Here is an 18,012-nt window from a genome sequence, read left to right as displayed (position 1 = left end):
GCTCCTTAAATGTCTAGAACCTGAGGCTGTTGTGCAGCATGGTTATGCTCAGTACCTGCGTAAACTTTAAGTTTACGGTACATAGCGCGGCCTAAAGGACCACGTGGCAACATGCCTTTAACTGCTTTTTCGATGATCATTTCAGGCTTTGCAGCTTGAAGTTTATCAAAAGTAGTAGACTTAAGGCCACCTGGAAAACCAGAGTGAGCGTAGTACACTTTATCTTTGAATTTGTTACCAGTTACAGTAACTTTCTCAGCGTTGATAACGATGATGTAATCACCAGTATCTACGTGTGGAGTGTATTCAGCTTTGTGCTTACCGCGTAGGCGATGAGCGATTTCAGTAGCGATGCGACCTAAAGTTTTACCTTCAGCGTCAACTACGTACCAGTCACGTTTTACTGTTTCTGGTTTAGCAACAAACGTTTTCATTTATAAAAATCCAATGTTTTTCAATTAAAACCACAAGTAGTTAATATTAACTACTGCTCTAAGTTTGCTATAACCCCTTCGAGTTTTAGACTTTTGCGCCGCTCATTAGTGGCTAAACTATATGAAGGCATAGAACGCAACGTGGCAGACGCGGGAGTATACCAGCACTTAAATCACATTGCTACCGATCGGTTGTTTTTCCCACAAGAAAATTATCGCTATTTAAAAATAAGTGTTGAGAGCGCAAAACGACCGGCATTCTAATTTTTATTAAGCTAAATGTTCTCTTGCCAAATACTCTAACGACTGCATTTCTTGTAAACGGCTTATGCAGCGTTTAAATTCAAAATTTAAGTTACCTTGGGTGTAAAGTTCGGTAATCGGTTTTTCTGCTGAAATAATTAGCGTCACGTGGCGTTCGTAAAATTCATCTACTAGAGCAATAAAGCGCCTTGCTGCATCGTCATTACTTTGGCCAAGCTGTTTTACATTAGAAATAATTACCGTGTTATATAAACGGCTAATTTCCATATAATCAACTTGGCTACGTGCAGTTTCACACAATTCACTAAATTCGAATAGCACGACACTTTGAGCTACTTTGCGCGTTTTTATTAAGCGCCCTTCTATTTCTATAGATTGATCGAGTTGACCCGGTTCAGCAGACAACTTATCAAAATATTCAAATAGATTTTTATCCGCTTGTTCATCAAGCGGACTGTGAAAAATCTCAGCCTGTTCTAAGGTTCTCAGTCGATAGTCAATACCCGAATCTACATTCACTATTTCAGTATTGAGTTTTACCAGTTCAATGGCAGGCATAAAACGAGCCCGCTGTAAGCCATTTCTATATAAATCGTCAGGCACAATGTTAGAGGTGGCGACTAAAACAATTCCACGAGCAAAAAGCGCTTCCATTAAACCACCCAGTAACATGGCATCCGTTATGTCTTGCACAAAGAATTCATCAAAACAAATGATGTCTGTTTCTGATTTAAATATATCCGCTACTTTTTCCAGCGGATTGGTCGTGTTATTTAGTTTTTTTAATTCGTCATGCACACGGTGCATGAAACGGTGAAAATGCACGCGCATTTTTCGATCACTTGGTAATGCCTCATAAAAAGTATCAACTAAATACGTTTTTCCACGCCCAACTCCGCCCCAAAAATACAAGCCTTTTATAGGTTCTGGTTCATTTTTACCAAATAAATTAGCGAAAAAACCTGTTGATTTTGGTTTTGCTTGCGTGAGGTCATCGTATAAACGTTGCAAGTGGCGCACAGCATTTTCTTGTGCTGCGTCGTGTACAAAGTCATCTCGTTTTAAATCTTGTTGATATGTTTGCCAAGGAGTCATATGTATTTTCAGTCAAAACGCAGTTTAATTTGTAAAGCATATTAACACGCATCATAACTCGGGGTATATTACACTTAATATGATTTATAAATGAATCAGCATTCTTTCGTTATTTTCCCAAAGGGGTAGTTTATGGGCACAGTTATATGGGTAGGTTTAATCGTTATTGTTGCGGCTATAGCATTTTTTATTGGTGCATTTGTTACTAAAAAACAGTTCAAACAAGATGAGTTAAAAGAGCAAGCGGAACAAGCGCAAAGCGAACTTGAGCAATACCGCCAAGACGTAGCTGACCATTTAGCAAGCACCAGCAAGCTTGTAAATAAAATGAAAGATAACTACAACCAGCTCTTGAGTCATGTAGAAGAAACTAATCAATTACTGTTAGAAGATAGAAATAAAGAACCAGCAGCCCCTTACTTTTCAAAAGAAACAACAGAGCAATTACAAGCATCTTTAAAAGAGCGTCGTTCTGATCGCTCTTCAGCAGAGGCGCAACCGGCAGACTTTGTGTCAGGTGAGTCTGGTTTATTTGCTGGTGAAAATAAAGTACAGGAACGCTCTAAAGCATCTTGATGAACTTTTTTTTGACCCCATAGTCTTTAGATATAACAGCTTTGTTGTTTTATCTTACTAACAAACTAAAAAAAGGCTGCTTATGCAGCCTTTTTTAATTTTTGTTTTTCCTAAGTGGAGTAAACCTTGACTATGAAAATGAAATTATCACTTATCAGTGCTGCTATATTATCTACAAGCTTATTAATGAGCCCGGTAGCGTCTTACGCAAAGTTACCAATAGCAGTTAACGGGCAACAGCTACCTACTCTTGCACCTATGCTTGAACAAATCTCCCCTGGTGTTGTGAGTATTCAGGTTTCGGGCTCTAAAGAGGTTCGCCGCCGCGCCGATCCACTTGAGTTCTTTTTTGGCCAGCAACAACCTCGCAGCCAAAAGCGCCAATTTAGTGGTTTGGGTTCAGGTGTGATTATCGATGCAGATGAAGGTTATGTGGTTACTAATAATCACGTGATCCAAGATGCTGAAAAAATGATCGTTACACTCGAAGATGGACGTGAATTTGAAGCTACTAAAATTGGTACAGATAAAGAGTCTGACATTGCACTACTACAAATAGACGCTGATGACCTTACAGAAATCAAACTTGCTAACTCAGACCAATTACGAGTCGGTGATTTTGCAGTTGCTATAGGCAACCCGTTTGGTTTAAGCCACACCGTAACCTCTGGTATTGTTAGTGCCCTTGGACGCAGTGGATTAAACATTGAAGGTTACGAAGATTTCATTCAAACAGACGCCGCAATTAACCAAGGTAATTCTGGCGGTGCTTTAGTGAATTTAAATGGAGAACTAATTGGCATTAACACCGCTATTTTAGGTGCATCTGGTGGTAACGTTGGAATTGGTTTTGCTATTCCTTCTAACATGATGAAAAACTTGGTTGATCAAATTATTGAGCATGGTGAAGTACGCCGTGGCTCGCTAGGCATATCGGGTCGTCCACTTGATGCGGGCTTAGCCAAAGCACAACAGCTTGATGTTAAACAAGGTGCTTATGTAATGCAGGTAATGGATGATACTGCTGCAAGTAAAGCAGGCATAAAAGCCGGGGATGTTATTGTAAGCATTAATGGCAGCGATATAAGCGGCTTCCATGAACTGCGCAGTAAAATTGCTACATTAGGTGAAGGCAGAGAAATAAAGCTCAGTATTTACCGAGATGGAAAAATAAAAACGCTCAAAGTCACACTCGACGGTGCATCTGGTGTTAAAGCGGTTGGCGAAGAACTGCACCCCGCATTTCAAGGGGCTGAATTAGAAAATGTTCAGAAAAATAACGCAAAGGGGATTGAAATTACTTCTGTCGATCCTCGCTCTCCTTCTGCACGGGTAGGCCTAGAAGAAGGTGACATGATAGTTCAAGTGAACCGCCAACGTGTTGAGACTATTCGCGATATGAATAAAATCATCGAAAATACTAAAGGTAATATTGTACTAGGCGTTAAACGTGGACGTGAGTCTATATTTATCCTAATTCAGTAATTAATCGCAGTATATGTGTAATAAAAATAACAGCGGCACTTGCCGCTGTTATTTTTTTTGTGCCATCATAAAGGGATTGCTCCTTTAATAATAAGAAACTTGTGCTGAAATTCATTAAATTTGTCCTCCCTCCTCTATTTGCAGGTCTCAGTATTGCTTTTTTGGTGGTTTTTTTCAGCCCAAATATGAGAGCAGCGCTGCTGCCTAATGTTCCTATCCCCAGTGCAATGAGTGCAAGCCACTTAAGCTTTTCTGATGCAGTAAAGCGCGCAGCCCCGTCTGTCGTTACTATTTTTTCTGAAAGTATTTCAAAGGAGCCCCGTTACAAAAGAAAAAACACCGTTCAGGAGTTAGGCTCTGGCGTTATTATGTCGCCAGATGGCTATATACTTACTAATTATCATGTTGTTAATAATGCTGATGTCATTATGGTGATTTTAACTGACGGCCGACGTTTTTTTGATGTGCAGCTTATAGGCTTTGATACAATTACAGATCTAGCACTACTTAAAATAAATGCAGAACACCTTCCTGTTATCCCCGTAAACGATGACTATACGACTAGCGTGGGAGATGTTGTATTAGCGATTGGTAACCCACTCAACTTAGGGCAAACCATTACACAAGGGATTATTAGTGCCACAGGTAAACAAAAAATTACCGATAGCCCGTTTAATAATCTACTGCAAATGGATGCAGCAATTAATGTAGGAAATTCTGGTGGTGCACTCGTTAATTCAAATGGTGATTTAGTGGGTATTACTTCGGCGCAATTTAAAACCCGCGAAAACTTAAACATCCAAGGCATCTTTTTTGCTGTCCCCTACACCCTAGCTAAGGAAGTAATGGCTAAGCTAATTCGCCATGGCCGTGTAGTGCGAGGTTACTTAGGGTTTGAAGGCACAGCTGTAGACAGTACAGGCAAAGAGGTTAATGACAACTTAACCCCTGTGAGCGGCATGCGTATTACAAATTTAGATCCATTAGGGCCTGCGTGGCAAGCTGGCATTGAAGAACAAGATATTGTAATAAAAATTGCAGGGCTTTCAGTGGCTAATCCACAAAAGGTACTTGAAAAAATTGGCAATACTGAACCAGGTAAAGAAATAGAGTTTGAATTGTATAGAGATGGGAAAATCGAAAAAATAATGGTTACTGTGGCTGAGCTTGAAACCAAACTCTAAATAAAGAAAGGTCGGTGTAATCACACCGACCGGCATTTAAACGTGTTAGCTTGCTTTACGCTTTATGTTAGCGCCTAGCGCGCTGAGTTTATCCTCAATACGCTGATACCCTCTATCAACGTGATAAATACGATCAACAACGGTTTCACCTTGCGCTACAATCCCTGTAAGGATTAAGCTTGCTGATGCTCGTAAATCCGTAGCCATAACTTGAGCGCCAGAAAGACTTTTAGTCTCACCACATATTGCTGTGTTGCCTTCTAAACGAATGTTTGCGCCCATGCGCTGTAACTCAGGCACATGCATGAAACGGTTCTCAAAAATAGTTTCTGTAATTGTCGCGCTGCCATTAGCCACTACATTAAGTGCAGTAAACTGAGCTTGCATATCGGTTGGGAACCCTGGATGCGGGGCGGTTTTAACATTCACCGCTTTAAGCTCACGACCACGCATATCCAGATAAATAGAATCGTCTTTAACTTCAAGTAAGGCATTTGTCGCGCGCAGTTTTTCAATAACAGGTTCAAGTGAATGAAAATCTGTGTTTTTACACAATACTTCACCACCAGCCATTGCTGCAGCAACTAAGAACGTGCCCGTTTCAATACGATCCGGTAAAATTTTATGTTCACAACCGGATAAGCGTTCTACGCCTTCAATTTCAATACGGCTCGTTCCAGCGCCTGTAATTTTAGCACCCATTGCAATCAAGCAATTTGCTAAATCGGTAATTTCAGGTTCACGGGCTGCGTTTTCTAGTACTGTTTTACCATCGGCCAACGCTGCTGCCATCAACAAGTTCTCGGTTGCGCCTACACTGACCATCTCCATAAAGATCTCAGCGCCTTTAAGGCGACCATCCACTTTAGCATTAATGTAGCCATTTTCGACGCTAATTTGCGCACCTAAACGTTCCATGCCTTGAATGTGAATATCAACAGGGCGAGCACCAATAGCACAGCCGCCTGGCAATGAAACTTGTGCCTCACCAAAGCGAGCAACTAAAGGCCCTAATGCTAATACAGACGCGCGCATTTGCTTTACTAAATCGTATGGGGCCAACGTTTTATCAACAGTTGCACCATCAATGACGAGGGTATCACTCTGCCAATTTACATCTGCACCTAATGTTTTTAGCAAAGCTTCAGTAGTTACAATATCGCGTAAGCGTGGCACATTGGTAAATGTGCTTTTACCGTCGGCCAAAAGTGAGGCAAATAAAATAGGCAGTGCCGCGTTTTTAGCACCAGAAATAGTCACCTCACCAGCAAGTGAAGTGCCACCTTGAATTACAAATTGATCCATTAGGAGGCCCTATTTATTGCGGTAAAATAAATTTTTGTTCGCGTTTCCACTCAGTCGGTGTAAAAGCACGAATAGAAACTGCATGAATAGTACCGTCTGAAATAGTATTCATTAGTGGACCATATACTAGCTGTTGCTTTTTAACTCGGCTTAAACCGTCGAAGCACTCACCCACGGCAACAACTTCATAATGGCTTCCATTGGCTTTTACATGAACTTCTGCTAATTGAAGTTCTTCGCGTAATAATGTTTCGATTTGGCTAGTTTCCATAACTCTCACTCAAATAGGGTTGTAACTTGACCCAATTGCATTAAATTTTGCAATTGCTCAGGTGGATTTTGCAATTCAAGGCGAATACCTTGCTGCTTTAATTCTGCAAAAGAGTGAATTAACCAAGCTAAGCCGGCTGTGTCAACCCTTGACACCCCACTTAGGTCAAAATAGATGGTTTTATGCTTAGTTTGTAGCTGCTTGTTCAGAAGTTGTTCATCGCCAATTGAATTTCGAGAGAGCTCGCCGCTCGCTCGAAACTGTTGATCATCAATTTGGCTTATCGCCAATTTAGTCATTCGAGCTACTGCCTCTAAATTGAACTGGAAGCTTACTTTTTTGCTCTAAAAGGTCACTTACTTTATCAATACCTTGCTGACGTAAAATGCCTTGTAGCTCACTTTGCTTAGCATCTAACAAGCTTATGCCTTCAGCAATCATGTCGTATGCACGCCATTGCCCACTGCGATCTTCACGAACTTTAAAATCAATGCGAATATCTGGCTTACCATCTTCAATAATTTTTGTTTTAACTACAACCACATCCTGACCTTTAAATGGTTGCGGTGCACCAAATTCAACGTGTTGGTTAGTATATTGAGTAAATACACCTGCATACGTAGCAACTAAATACTCTCTAAACACGCCAATAAAGCGCTGAATGTCTTTAATTGCTTGTGCTTTTTCAGCATCATCCGTGATTGCTCGTACCTTAGATACTTCACTTCCTAAAACACGCAGTGCTGCGTATTTATAATCAATATAGGGCATCAACTCTTCTTCAACGATAACGCGAAGATACTCTTGATCTTTAACAATCAATGGTTGATCTTTTTTGATTCGGTCAAATGTATACTCTGATACCTTGCGTACCATTTTATTTGGATCGTCTAACTTTACTTCTGCAGCACTCACCGTTTGCAATATGCTCAATGCGCTAAGCGTTATAATAGCTAAATACTTTTTCAACATAATAATTACTCACTACCTTGGTTGAATAAAAACTGCCCAATTAATTCTTCTAACACAATGGCAGACTTGGTATCAATAATTGAATCCCCATTCCCTAGCGCCTTACTTTCTACGCCAAATAAGTCATCAATTGCAGTGTCTTGTTCATTGTTGGTTACTGTTTCACCTAAACAACGCTGTTCAGCTGAGCTGGAGGCAATAACAGGATTTATACCTAAGTATTGCTCGCCTAAAATACCCGATGTAAGTATGGATATTGAGCTTGTATCTGAAAAACGACATAAGTATTGCGCATCGATAGTCATATCAACCACAGGTAAAAACTCTTTTGGATGAACATAAATTGACTCAACGCGACCAATTACCACACCACCTACTTTGATGGGGGCTCGTGCTTTTAATGAGCCAATGTTTTCAAACTTTGCATTGAGTGAATAGGTTTCGCCTGAGCCACTAATACCTGCATTCGCTACTTTAAGCGCTAACATAGCAAAAGCTAAAATGCCAAGCGCTACAAAAAAGCCAACTAAAATTTCTAATTTCCGTGAATTCATTATTTATACCCTAATTAGCTGGTAAACATTACCGCTGTCAAAATAAAGTCGAAACCTAAAACGGCCAATGACGAATGTACAACTGTCTCGGTAGTTGCCTTGCTGATCCCTTCCGACGTTGGAACACAGTCATAGCCTTTGTAAAGTGCAATCCAAGTAACCACTATTGCAAATACAAAGCTTTTAATTATGCCGTTTAGTACATCAGCCTGAAACGACACTTGCGATTGCATAATTGACCAAAAGCTACCGGTATCTACACCTAACCAATCAACCCCGACTAAATGAGCCCCTATAATTGCAACGGCAGAGAATATAATTGCAAGTAAAGGCATGCTAATAAAACCGGCCCAAAAGCGAGGTGCAATAATACGTTTAAGTGGATCAATTGCCATCATCTCTAATGATGAGAGTTGTTCGGTGGCTTTCATTAGGCCTATTTCTGCGGTAAGTGCACTACCTGCACGCCCAGCAAATAATAGCGCAGTAACAACAGGCCCTAGCTCACGCAGTAAACTCAATGCTACAAGTGGCCCTAAGCTATCTTCAGCACCATACCCTACTAATACGGTGTAGCCTTGCAATGCGAGTACCATACCGATAAACAAGCCTGATACCATTATAATAAGCAGCGACTGCGAACCCACCATATAAAGCTGGCGAATAAGCAGCGGAGTGCCTTTTTTAAAATTAGGAACATGCGCGAGTGCGCTGAACAACATGTAAGCTGAACGACCAAGGGCAGCAAAGCGACCCAGAGTTTTATGCCCTAACTTTTGAAACAAATCCAACATTAGGCTTTTTCTCCAAGCAACTCATCTGCATAGGCTTGCGCGGGGAAATGAAATGGCACAGGACCATCAGACAAACCTTTTAAAAATTGCTGAACTAGCTCAGATTCATGATTGCGCATTTCATCTGGCGTACCTGAGCCTATTACGCCCTGATCGGCAATAATAATAACGTGATCGGCAATACTCATTACTTCAGTTACATCATGGGTCACAATTAAAGACGATAAACCTAATACTTGATTGAGCGATTTAATTAACTTTACGAGCACGCCCATTGAGATAGGATCTTGGCCAGCAAACGGTTCGTCATACATGATGAGTTCTGGGTCGAGCGCTATTGCGCGAGCAAGAGCAGCACGCCTTGCCATTCCACCTGATAACTCTGAGGGCATTAAATCTTTAGCACCGCGTAAACCTACAGCCTGCAGCTTCATTAACACCACTAAACGAATAAGATCTTCACTTAGTTTTGTGTGCTCACGAATCGGAAAAGCAATATTGTCAAACACAGACATGTCGGTAAACAAGGCACCACTTTGAAATAGCATGCTCATTTTTGTACGCGCTTCATATAATTCTGAACGCGTCATGGAAGGAATACTGCCACCCTCAAATAAAATATCACCCGAATCAGGTTTTAATTGGCCACCAATTAAACGCAACATCGTGGTTTTACCAATACCGCTTGGCCCCATAATCGCAGTGATTTTGCCTTTAGGCACACTAAAGCTCATATTTTTATATATGACCCTATCGCCCCTGGAAAAGCTAACATCCTTGACTTCTACTATTGATTGCGACAAGTCGCTCTCCATAAAAATGTTCACTAGTGCCCCTATTTTAAATCTTTTTGATCCAATATGGAAAAAACAATTCGTAAGATTTTGTAATGTACGTTTAAAACACACATTAAGACTCACTCATCTTCACTTAACCAACACTTAAACTGGGGTCTGTTACCTATTAAGGTTAAATTTTCAGCAACCTATTTAGAATTTTTGGCAAGTCAGTACCTGGTAGTGTAGTTATTCCCCATACATCAGCAAAACTTTAATACTGAAAGCCTAACAGCCCCGACTAATTAATTTAGTAAAATGAATTAGTCTACGTAGTTGACCTTACTCTTTTATTTATACTTTCATCGTGGCATTTGTTACTATTCGCGCCATTCCTATTTTGAATAACTGGCTTAATACAATGGTTACCTCGTTTGTTATTTTGATTCTTGGTTTTGCAGCCCTAGTTTGGAGTGCTGACAGGTTTGTTTATGGTGCGGCCGCACTGGCTAAAAACTTTGGCGTACCAACCTTAATTGTTGGTTTGACTGTTGTTGCCATGGGCTCATCAGCACCTGAAATGATGGTATCAGCCTCTGCTGCATTAGCTGGAAAAACAGACACTGCGGTAGGCAACGCAATTGGCTCAAATATCACAAATATTTTACTGGTATTAGGTATTACTGCTTTATTTAGGCCTCTTAGCGTTTCTTCAAGTACATTAAAACGTGAAATCCCGTTAGTGCTTATCGTATCTCTAGCTACTTGGTATATTTTTTCAGATAACTACTTTTCGCTTGCTGAAGGCGTTGCCTTATTAATTGGTTTTGTCGTCTTTATTGGCGGGCTGATTATTGTTTCGCTACGTGCTAAAAATCAAACAGACCCATTTGTATCAGAAGCATGTGATGAAGTACCCAATGACGTACCAACAAAAAAAGCAGTAATTTGGTTAGTTATTGGTATGGTATTACTCCCTGTCAGTGCACATTTTTTAATAGATTCAGCGGTCGATATTGCAAAATATTTTGGCCTAAGTGATTTAGTGATTGGCTTAACAATTATTGCAATAGGTACTAGCCTGCCAGAGCTTGCAGCCTCAATTGCAGGGGTTCTTAAAAATGAAGATGACTTAGCACTGGGTAATATTGTTGGCTCTAATATTTTTAATATTCTTGCCGTGCTGCCTTTCGCAGGCATTATCAACCCTTCTGCTATTGACCCGTCTGTTGCTAACCGCGACATACTTATTATGATTGGTGCCACGGTCGCACTTATTATCATGTCATTGAACTTTAGAGGTGCTCAGCGCATCAATAGAGTAGAGGGCGGCTTATTATTAATCGCTTTTTTAGGCTACCAAGGGTATATTTTCAGTCAAGTAGGGTAAGTAATGGCAACGCTAAATTTTATTGAACAAGGCCTACGTGTATTAGACATAGAGCGCCAAGCATTGAGTGATATTGCACAATATGTGGATGAAAATTTTCATCAAGCATGTCAGTTAATATATGACTGCCAAGGGCGAACTATTGTTATAGGCATGGGAAAATCGGGTCATATTGGCAATAAAATAGCGGCGACTTTAGCAAGTACTGGCAGCCCTGCATTTTTTGTACACCCAGGTGAGGCAAGCCATGGCGACTTAGGTATGATCACTAAAAATGATGTGGTTATGCTAATTTCTAATTCTGGTGAAACAAGCGAAGTCCTCAATATAATTCCTGTTTTGAAACGCCTCGGCGCAAAAATGATAGCCATGACAGGCAACGCTAGCTCAACAATGGCAACGCTTGCAAACGTACATATTTGCATAAAAGTACAAAAAGAAGCCTGTTCGTTAGGCTTAGCCCCTACAGCAAGCACAACAGCAACACTTGCAATGGGCGATGCCATGGCGGTTGCACTGTTAGAAGCTCGCGGTTTTACAGCTGATGACTTTGCGCTATCTCACCCCGGCGGCAGTTTAGGTAAACGTTTACTGCTGACCCTAAAAGATGTCATGCATAGCGGTAAAAACACACCTATTATTAACGTTACTCAAACTATAAAAGATGCACTGATAGAAATGTCGGCAAAAGGCTTAGGCATGACAGCCATAGTTGATTCTCAGCAACAACTTGTAGGGCTCTTTACCGACGGTGATTTACGTCGTATTTTAGAACAACGAATTGATATACATACAACACAAATAGATGTTGTAATGACCAAGTCCTGCACAACGGCAACGCAAGATATTTTGGCCGCTGAAGCACTTAATATTATGGAGCAAAAGCGTATTAATGGTTTAATTATCGTTAATGAGCAAAACCACCCTATTGGTGCATTAAATATGCAAGACTTACTAAAAGCAGGAGTATTATAAATGCAATTTGAAGAGCTCTATCAACCATTGAGTGAAGACGCAAAAGCACGTGCAAAAAAAGTAAAGCTACTTATTTGTGATATTGATGGTGTGTTTTCTGATGGTCGCATTTATTTGGGTAACCAAGGCGAAGAGCTTAAAGCATTTAATACAAAAGATGGCTTTGGCATTAAAGCGCTAATTAATAGCGGCTTTGAAGTTGCGGTAATTACAGGACGCCACTCAAAAATAGTACAACAGCGTATGACAAGCCTAACAGTACAACATATATACCAAGGCCAAGAAAATAAATTACTCGCTTACGAAGAACTAAAAACAAAGCTCAATTTAAATGATGAGCAAATTGCCTACATTGGCGATGATGGCCCAGACATGCCAGTGATGGAGTTAGTCGGGTTTGCTGTTGCAGTAAATGACGCACATCCGCTAATAAAACGTTTAGCACATTATACAACACAAATGCTAGGTGGCTTTGGTGCAGTGAGAGAACTAACCGACCTACTAATGCTTGAAAATAACAAACCTTTGACCACAAAAGGGACTAGTTCATGAATACAGCGCGCATAATATTAAGCGTTTTATTCATCAGCTGTATGGTTTGGCTTTGGTACCCTTATTTCACACAAGTAAATTTACCACAACAAACCGAAGCAGACATAATTGCAAAGCCCGATTACACAGCCATAGAGCTAAAACAAACAGCGTATGACGAAAATGGGAAAATCAGCCATAAAGTAACGGCAGCGCGAATGGAGCTATATCAAGAATTAGGGTTTACCTTTTTTGATAAACCTATTTTTACGCTATACAACGACAAACAAACATGGCGAATTAACGCTAATGAAGCAACATTATACGAAGGCAGACAACTAATATTAGAAGGTAACGTTGTTGCTAGTAATTTAACTGATAACGCAATGATAGATAAAATTAATGCTGATAACATTCAGGTAGATATAAAATTACTAACGATGCAATCAGAGCAGCCTGTCATTGTTACAGGGCCCAATTTAAAAATCACCGGTAAAGGCTTAGAAGCCGATTTAAAAACCGAAGTGATAAAATTAATTAACCATACGCGAACTATTTATTATGACCAATAAACTATCAACACTCTTTATTATTCCAACATTTTTACTTGCATTAGGTACTAATGCCGCTGAAACAACAGCGCCAATTTCTGCAAATCAAATTTCGATTAGTGCGGATAAACAAGAGGGTCAACTAAAAGAAAACGTAGGTATCTTCGAAAAAAATGTTGAAATTATTCATGGCGACAGAAAAATTACCGCAGACCGCCTTGAGGTTCACAAGCGCGATGAGCTAGGCGACAACAAGCAATTGTTAATTGCCACAGGTACGCCTGCATATTTTGAAGAAAAACAAGCCGACGGCACAATAATGAGCGCCAGCGCTAATGAAGTTAGGTACGATGTTTCAACGCGTTTTTTAACATTAATTGGAGATGCAGAGATATCTCAAGCTGGGCAAAAAATGAATGCTAAAAGCATTACCTACGATATAGAACAGCAGCTTATTAGCGCCGAAAAAGATGAAAGCTCAACTGACCGTGTACACACTATCTTAGTGCCTGTGGAGCCTAAAAAAAATGACAAAGGCCAACCATGAGCACATTAAAAGCAGAGCTACTAGCCAAAAGCTACAAAGGCCGTGAAGTTGTAAAAAATGTGGGCTTAGAAGTTAAAGCTGGCAGTATTGTAGGCTTGCTTGGGCCAAACGGCGCAGGTAAAACAACAACCTTTTACATGATTGTAGGCTTAGTCCCTAGCGACAAAGGCAAAATATCTATCGATGATAACGATATTACGCTTTTACCTATGCACAGTCGTGCTAGATTAGGCATTGGCTACTTACCACAAGAGTCGTCTATATTCAGAAAATTAACAGTGTATCAAAACTTAATGTCTATTTTAGAAACTCGAAAGGAGCTCACTAAACAAGCCAGAGAAGATACATTGAATAATCTATTAGATGAATTTAGCATTCAACACATTCGCGACAGCAAAGGCATGGCATTATCGGGCGGAGAACGTCGCCGAGTGGAGATTGCACGTGCTTTAGCTGCAGATCCAAAGTTTATTTTGTTAGACGAACCTTTTGCCGGTGTTGACCCTATCTCAGTATTAGATATTAAAAAGATTATTGAACACCTGAAAAACCGTGGTATTGGCGTATTAATAACAGACCACAATGTGAGAGAAACCCTTGATGTTTGTGAAAAAGCCTACATTGTTTCTCATGGGGAACTGATTGCTTCTGGTACCCCTGAACACGTATTAAATGATAAAACTGTACGCGATGTATATTTAGGCGAGCAATTTAGGCTGTAACATTTACGCCTTATTTATAAGCATCTGCTAGTATTAATTATAACAACTTAAAAGGATTGTTAGAGATACATGAGGCAATCACTACAGCTGCGCATGGGCCAGCAACTTACAATGACACCTCAGTTGCAACAAGCTATTCGCTTGCTGCAATTAAGCACATTGGATCTTCAGCAAGAAATACAAGAAGCGCTCGACAGCAACCCATTACTTGAGGTTGAGGAGCAAGACTACGCCGATGACCTTGCGGGCAAAAATGAGCAAAAAGCAGATAACGATGAAGTTACAGTAACCGTATCTGCAGATGAAGCCCCTAGCGAGTATGAACAAGACAGTGGTGAAGCGCTTGCTAAAGATACCGTAAGTGACGACATGGCAATGGACGTTAGCTGGGATGAGTACATGAGTGCAGCCCCTGCATCATCTTCAGGACCAATGCCTGAAGATGAGTCTATATATCAGGGCGCATCAACTGAAACGCTTCACGAATACTTAATGTGGCAATTACAATTAACGCCATTTAGCCCTACAGATGAAGCCATTGCTATTGCTATTGTAGAAGCGGTGGATGATTCAGGCATACTGACACTCAGTTGCGAAGAGATTTTAGAGAGCTTTAATCAAGATAACGACGATGACGTTGAGGTTGAACTTGACGAAATAGAAGCTGTATTAAAGCGCATTCAGCTATTTGACCCAGTGGGTATTGCGGCACGTAGCTTACAAGAGTGTTTGTGTATTCAGTTAAATCAATTTGATAAAGGCACGCCTTTTATTGATGAAACAAAAATGATTTTAACCGAGCACATTGATTTGTTAGCTGCTCGTGACTACCGTACATTAATGAAAAAAACGAAGCTCAAAGAAGATGAGCTTAAAGAAGTAATGACACTTATTCATACGCTTAACCCTAAGCCTGCAGACACAATAGTACGAGAAGAGTCTGAGTATGTAATACCTGATGTGTCAGTTAAAAAAATTAAAGGCCGCTGGATTGTAGAGTTAAACCCAGACAGCATGCCAAAAATTCGTGTAAACAGCCAATATGCAGCGATGTCGCGTACAGTTAAATCAAGCGGCGACAGTCAATTTATTCGCTCACATTTACAAGAAGCTAAATGGTTTATAAAAAGCTTAGAAAGTAGAAATGATACACTTTTAAAAGTAACTAACTGTATTGTTAAACAACAACAGGGCTTTTTTGAACACGGGCCAGAAGCCATGAAACCGATGGTTTTAAATGATGTTGCCGAAATGGTAGAAATGCACGAATCAACAATTTCGCGCGTAACTACGCAAAAGTATATGCACACACCGCGTGGAATATTTGAGCTTAAATACTTTTTCTCAAGCCACGTAAGTACCGAAAATGGTGGAGAATGTTCATCTACGGCAATACGTGCACTTATTAAAAAATTAATCGCAGCAGAAAACTCAGCAAAACCATTGAGTGATAGCAAAATTGCGGATATATTGGCTGAGCAAGGAATTAAAGTAGCGAGACGTACAATCGCAAAATATCGCGAATCTCTTGCTATTCCACCGTCAAATCAGCGAAAGAGCCTGATCTAAGACGCTAAACAAAGAGGGTAATGCTTATGCAACTAAATTTAACTGGTCGTCATGTAGAACTAACTGATTCATTAAGAGACTATATAAATACCAAATTTGCGAAGCTAGAAAGGCACTCTGATCATATTAATAATGTTCATGTCATTCTTGATATAGAAAAATTAAATCAAAAAGCAGAAGCAACTATTCATGTAAGTGGTGCTGAATTATTCGCATCCACTGAACATCAAGATATGTATGCAGCTATTGATTCATTGATTGACAAGCTTGACCGTCAAGTAATTAAACACAAAGAGAAGCTTGCTCGACACTAATATGATGAAATTAAGTTCACTTATATGCGAGGACTGCAGTAAAGCTGCGGTCCTTTTTAATAGTAAAAAAAGAATTTTAGAGTTTATTAGCGAGCTGGCTCACGATAAATTACCGTATTTATCTCAACAGGATATTTTGGGCGCTTTATTAACCCGCGAAAAGCTAGGCAGCACAGGGATAGGAAGAGGTATTGCTATTCCACATGGCCGAATGAGCGGCGCACAAGAACCTTTAGCATTGGTGTTAGTAAGTGAAACACCGATTAATTTTGATGCTATAGACAACCGCCCTGTTGATATTTTTGTTGCACTCATCGTACCTGAAGGCGATAACCAACAGCATTTAAAGACGCTAGCAACGATAGCTGATAAACTAAAAAATAAAGAATTTTGTAAGCAGCTTCGCTGTGCTAAATCGGATGCTGAGTTGTATCAAATTATTGTTGACCAATCGTAACAAATTTAAAGGGTGATTAATGGAGTTGATTATCATAAGTGGCCGTTCTGGTTCTGGTAAGTCGGTTGCTTTACGCGTTGTTGAAGATCTAGGTTATTATTGCGTAGATAACATCCCAGTAAATTTATTACCTTCTTTGGTAAGAAGCGTTTCTGATAACTACGATAAAATTGCCGTTAGTATAGATGTGCGAAATTTACCAAAAGAGCAAGATGAATTTAATCACATAATCGAATACTTACCGGGTTTTACAAAACCAACGCTGTTCTACTTAGACAGTGAAGATCAAACTCTTATTAAGCGCTTTTCTGAAACTAGGCGCTTACACCCTTTATCAATAGATTCACTTCCGCTTGATTTAGCCATAAAAAAAGAAAAAGAACTTCTCGATGTGCTAATTACGCGCGCCGATTACATGATCGATACCAGTGAGCTAAGCGTTCATCAACTTGCTGAATCAATTCGCGAAAAAATATTAGGTAAAAAAGATAAGCAGCTGATTGTTACATTTGAATCATTTGGTTTTAAACATGGCATTCCTAAAGAGGCAGATTACGTATTTGATGCACGTTTTTTACCTAACCCGCACTGGGAGCCTGAACTAAAACCACTGAATGGCCTAGACCAACCAGTAAAAGATTATTTGGCTAGCCACAGCATAGTTCAAAAATTTACATGGCAAATACAAACCTTTGTACAAACATGGCTACCACACCTAGAGCGAAATAACAGAAGCTATTTAACTATTGCGATTGGCTGTACTGGCGGGCAACATCGCTCTGTATATTTAGCGCAAACAATTGGAGAAAGCTTTGCAGTTACGCATCCCAATGTAAAAATACGTCACAGAGAACAAGAAAAGTAATTTTACAAAACTAATAACCTGTTCAGCTTTGATAGAGTAATGTATGCGTATAGAAGACACTTTTTTAATACAAAATAAATTAGGACTGCATGCCAGAGCCGCGACTGTATTAGCCCAACTCGCTGTAAAATTTGATGCTTCAATCACCTTGTTTCAAGATGATAAAGAAGCTGCTGGTGACAGTGTATTAGCACTGATGCTACTTGAAAGTAGCCAAGGTAAAGAAGTTAAAGTGGTATGTGAAGGGCCTGATGCAGAGCAAGCTTTAAATGCAATTGGAGAACTTATTTCGCAACGATTTAACGAACAAGAGTAACGTTAATTTTTAACATTTAAATAAAATAACTATAATCAAAATAACTGGCTGCTAGGTCGTACTCC

23 protein-coding genes are annotated in these 18,012 nt (G+C 39.9%); 14 read left to right on the top strand and 9 right to left on the bottom strand.

The features are described from left to right. Positions 1–5 precede the first annotated feature (5 nt). Together rplM and zapE are read right to left on the bottom strand one after the other, a co-directional pair. Positions 6–434 carry a 50S ribosomal protein L13 gene (gene rplM / locus ATS72_RS14060; protein ID WP_002957960.1) on the bottom strand — a complete coding sequence of 143 codons (429 nt, stop codon included), beginning with the start codon at positions 432–434 and terminating at the stop codon, positions 6–8. Between the two features lie 270 nt (positions 435–704). Beyond that, on the bottom strand, positions 705–1,793 hold the full coding sequence (gene zapE, locus ATS72_RS14055; protein WP_010555667.1) for a cell division protein ZapE: 1,089 nt from the start codon (positions 1,791–1,793) through the stop codon (positions 705–707). A gap of 132 nt (positions 1,794–1,925) precedes the next feature. On the opposite strand from zapE, the gene ATS72_RS14050 reads away from it, so the two are divergent. The 3 genes from ATS72_RS14050 to ATS72_RS14040 all read left to right on the top strand — a co-directional run bounded on the left by ATS72_RS14050 (position 1,926) and on the right by ATS72_RS14040 (position 5,038). Next, entirely contained in the window at positions 1,926–2,369 is a 444-nt protein-coding gene (locus ATS72_RS14050; protein WP_058428340.1) for a YhcB family protein, read from the top strand. Positions 2,370–2,501: 132 nt separating this feature from the next. Continuing rightward, positions 2,502–3,854, top strand: a complete 1,353-nt coding sequence (locus ATS72_RS14045) for a Do family serine endopeptidase (protein ID WP_008130320.1) — start codon at positions 2,502–2,504, stop codon at positions 3,852–3,854. Between the two features lie 101 nt (positions 3,855–3,955). Continuing rightward, entirely contained in the window at positions 3,956–5,038 is a 1,083-nt protein-coding gene (locus ATS72_RS14040) for a trypsin-like peptidase domain-containing protein (protein ID WP_010555666.1), read from the top strand. 45 nt (positions 5,039–5,083) lie between these two features. On the opposite strand, the gene murA is transcribed toward ATS72_RS14040, so the two are convergent. From murA to ATS72_RS14005, 7 genes are read right to left on the bottom strand one after another with little or no spacing between them, the layout of a single operon-like run. Continuing rightward, a complete protein-coding gene (gene murA, locus ATS72_RS14035) occupies positions 5,084–6,343 on the bottom strand; it encodes a UDP-N-acetylglucosamine 1-carboxyvinyltransferase (RefSeq protein ID WP_008130314.1) in 1,260 nt (419 codons plus the stop codon). A gap of 13 nt (positions 6,344–6,356) precedes the next feature. Next, positions 6,357–6,614 carry a BolA family protein gene (locus tag ATS72_RS14030; protein ID WP_058428339.1) on the bottom strand — a complete coding sequence of 86 codons (258 nt, stop codon included), beginning with the start codon at positions 6,612–6,614 and terminating at the stop codon, positions 6,357–6,359. Between the two features lie 5 nt (positions 6,615–6,619). Beyond that, a complete protein-coding gene (locus ATS72_RS14025; RefSeq protein ID WP_006792108.1) occupies positions 6,620–6,913 on the bottom strand; it encodes an STAS domain-containing protein in 294 nt (97 codons plus the stop codon). Beyond that, on the bottom strand, positions 6,906–7,586 hold the full coding sequence (locus tag ATS72_RS14020; protein WP_058428338.1) for an MlaC/ttg2D family ABC transporter substrate-binding protein: 681 nt from the start codon (positions 7,584–7,586) through the stop codon (positions 6,906–6,908). Before ATS72_RS14020 ends, ATS72_RS14025 begins: the two co-directional genes overlap by 8 nt. 5 nt (positions 7,587–7,591) lie before the next feature. After that, entirely contained in the window at positions 7,592–8,140 is a 549-nt protein-coding gene (gene mlaD, locus ATS72_RS14015) for an outer membrane lipid asymmetry maintenance protein MlaD (protein WP_006792106.1), read from the bottom strand. A gap of 14 nt (positions 8,141–8,154) precedes the next feature. Beyond that, a complete protein-coding gene (gene mlaE, locus ATS72_RS14010; RefSeq protein WP_010555663.1) occupies positions 8,155–8,934 on the bottom strand; it encodes a lipid asymmetry maintenance ABC transporter permease subunit MlaE in 780 nt (259 codons plus the stop codon). Next, entirely contained in the window at positions 8,934–9,749 is an 816-nt protein-coding gene (locus ATS72_RS14005) for an ATP-binding cassette domain-containing protein (RefSeq protein ID WP_074210176.1), read from the bottom strand. The genes mlaE and ATS72_RS14005 overlap by 1 nt, the downstream gene beginning before the upstream one ends. A gap of 382 nt (positions 9,750–10,131) precedes the next feature. On the opposite strand from ATS72_RS14005, the gene ATS72_RS14000 reads away from it, so the two are divergent. The 11 genes from ATS72_RS14000 to ATS72_RS13950 all read left to right on the top strand — a co-directional run bounded on the left by ATS72_RS14000 (position 10,132) and on the right by ATS72_RS13950 (position 17,947). Continuing rightward, positions 10,132–11,100, top strand: coding sequence for a calcium/sodium antiporter (locus tag ATS72_RS14000; RefSeq protein ID WP_058428337.1), 969 nt, complete (start codon positions 10,132–10,134; stop codon positions 11,098–11,100). Between the two features lie 3 nt (positions 11,101–11,103). Continuing rightward, a complete protein-coding gene (locus ATS72_RS13995) occupies positions 11,104–12,075 on the top strand; it encodes a KpsF/GutQ family sugar-phosphate isomerase (RefSeq protein WP_006792102.1) in 972 nt (323 codons plus the stop codon). Further along, positions 12,076–12,627: a 3-deoxy-manno-octulosonate-8-phosphatase KdsC gene (kdsC, locus tag ATS72_RS13990; RefSeq protein WP_006792101.1), complete on the top strand. Its 552-nt coding sequence runs from the start codon at positions 12,076–12,078 to the stop codon at positions 12,625–12,627. It abuts the gene before it with no gap. Then, positions 12,624–13,178 carry an LPS export ABC transporter periplasmic protein LptC gene (gene lptC, locus ATS72_RS13985; protein ID WP_058428336.1) on the top strand — a complete coding sequence of 185 codons (555 nt, stop codon included), beginning with the start codon at positions 12,624–12,626 and terminating at the stop codon, positions 13,176–13,178. The genes kdsC and lptC overlap by 4 nt, the downstream gene beginning before the upstream one ends. Continuing rightward, positions 13,168–13,704, top strand: coding sequence for a lipopolysaccharide transport periplasmic protein LptA (gene lptA, locus ATS72_RS13980; protein WP_008130303.1), 537 nt, complete (start codon positions 13,168–13,170; stop codon positions 13,702–13,704). The genes lptC and lptA overlap by 11 nt, the downstream gene beginning before the upstream one ends. After that, positions 13,701–14,426 carry an LPS export ABC transporter ATP-binding protein gene (lptB, locus tag ATS72_RS13975; protein ID WP_058428335.1) on the top strand — a complete coding sequence of 242 codons (726 nt, stop codon included), beginning with the start codon at positions 13,701–13,703 and terminating at the stop codon, positions 14,424–14,426. The genes lptA and lptB overlap by 4 nt, the downstream gene beginning before the upstream one ends. 69 nt (positions 14,427–14,495) lie before the next feature. Next, a complete protein-coding gene (locus ATS72_RS13970) occupies positions 14,496–15,995 on the top strand; it encodes an RNA polymerase factor sigma-54 (protein ID WP_006792097.1) in 1,500 nt (499 codons plus the stop codon). A 26-nt stretch (positions 15,996–16,021) separates the two neighbouring features. Further along, a complete protein-coding gene (gene hpf, locus ATS72_RS13965; protein WP_006792096.1) occupies positions 16,022–16,309 on the top strand; it encodes a ribosome hibernation promoting factor in 288 nt (95 codons plus the stop codon). A 4-nt stretch (positions 16,310–16,313) separates the two neighbouring features. Beyond that, positions 16,314–16,766 carry a PTS IIA-like nitrogen regulatory protein PtsN gene (gene ptsN, locus ATS72_RS13960; RefSeq protein ID WP_058429141.1) on the top strand — a complete coding sequence of 151 codons (453 nt, stop codon included), beginning with the start codon at positions 16,314–16,316 and terminating at the stop codon, positions 16,764–16,766. 19 nt (positions 16,767–16,785) lie between these two features. Next, a complete protein-coding gene (gene rapZ / locus ATS72_RS13955; protein ID WP_006792094.1) occupies positions 16,786–17,631 on the top strand; it encodes an RNase adapter RapZ in 846 nt (281 codons plus the stop codon). Between the two features lie 43 nt (positions 17,632–17,674). Continuing rightward, entirely contained in the window at positions 17,675–17,947 is a 273-nt protein-coding gene (locus tag ATS72_RS13950) for an HPr family phosphocarrier protein (RefSeq protein ID WP_006792093.1), read from the top strand. Positions 17,948–18,012: the final 65 nt, after the last annotated feature.

It is taken from the genome of Pseudoalteromonas sp. 13-15 (assembly GCF_001468205.2).
GTDB lineage: Bacteria > Pseudomonadota > Gammaproteobacteria > Enterobacterales > Alteromonadaceae > Pseudoalteromonas > Pseudoalteromonas marina.
This window is presented reverse-complemented; position numbering and strand designations above follow the sequence as displayed.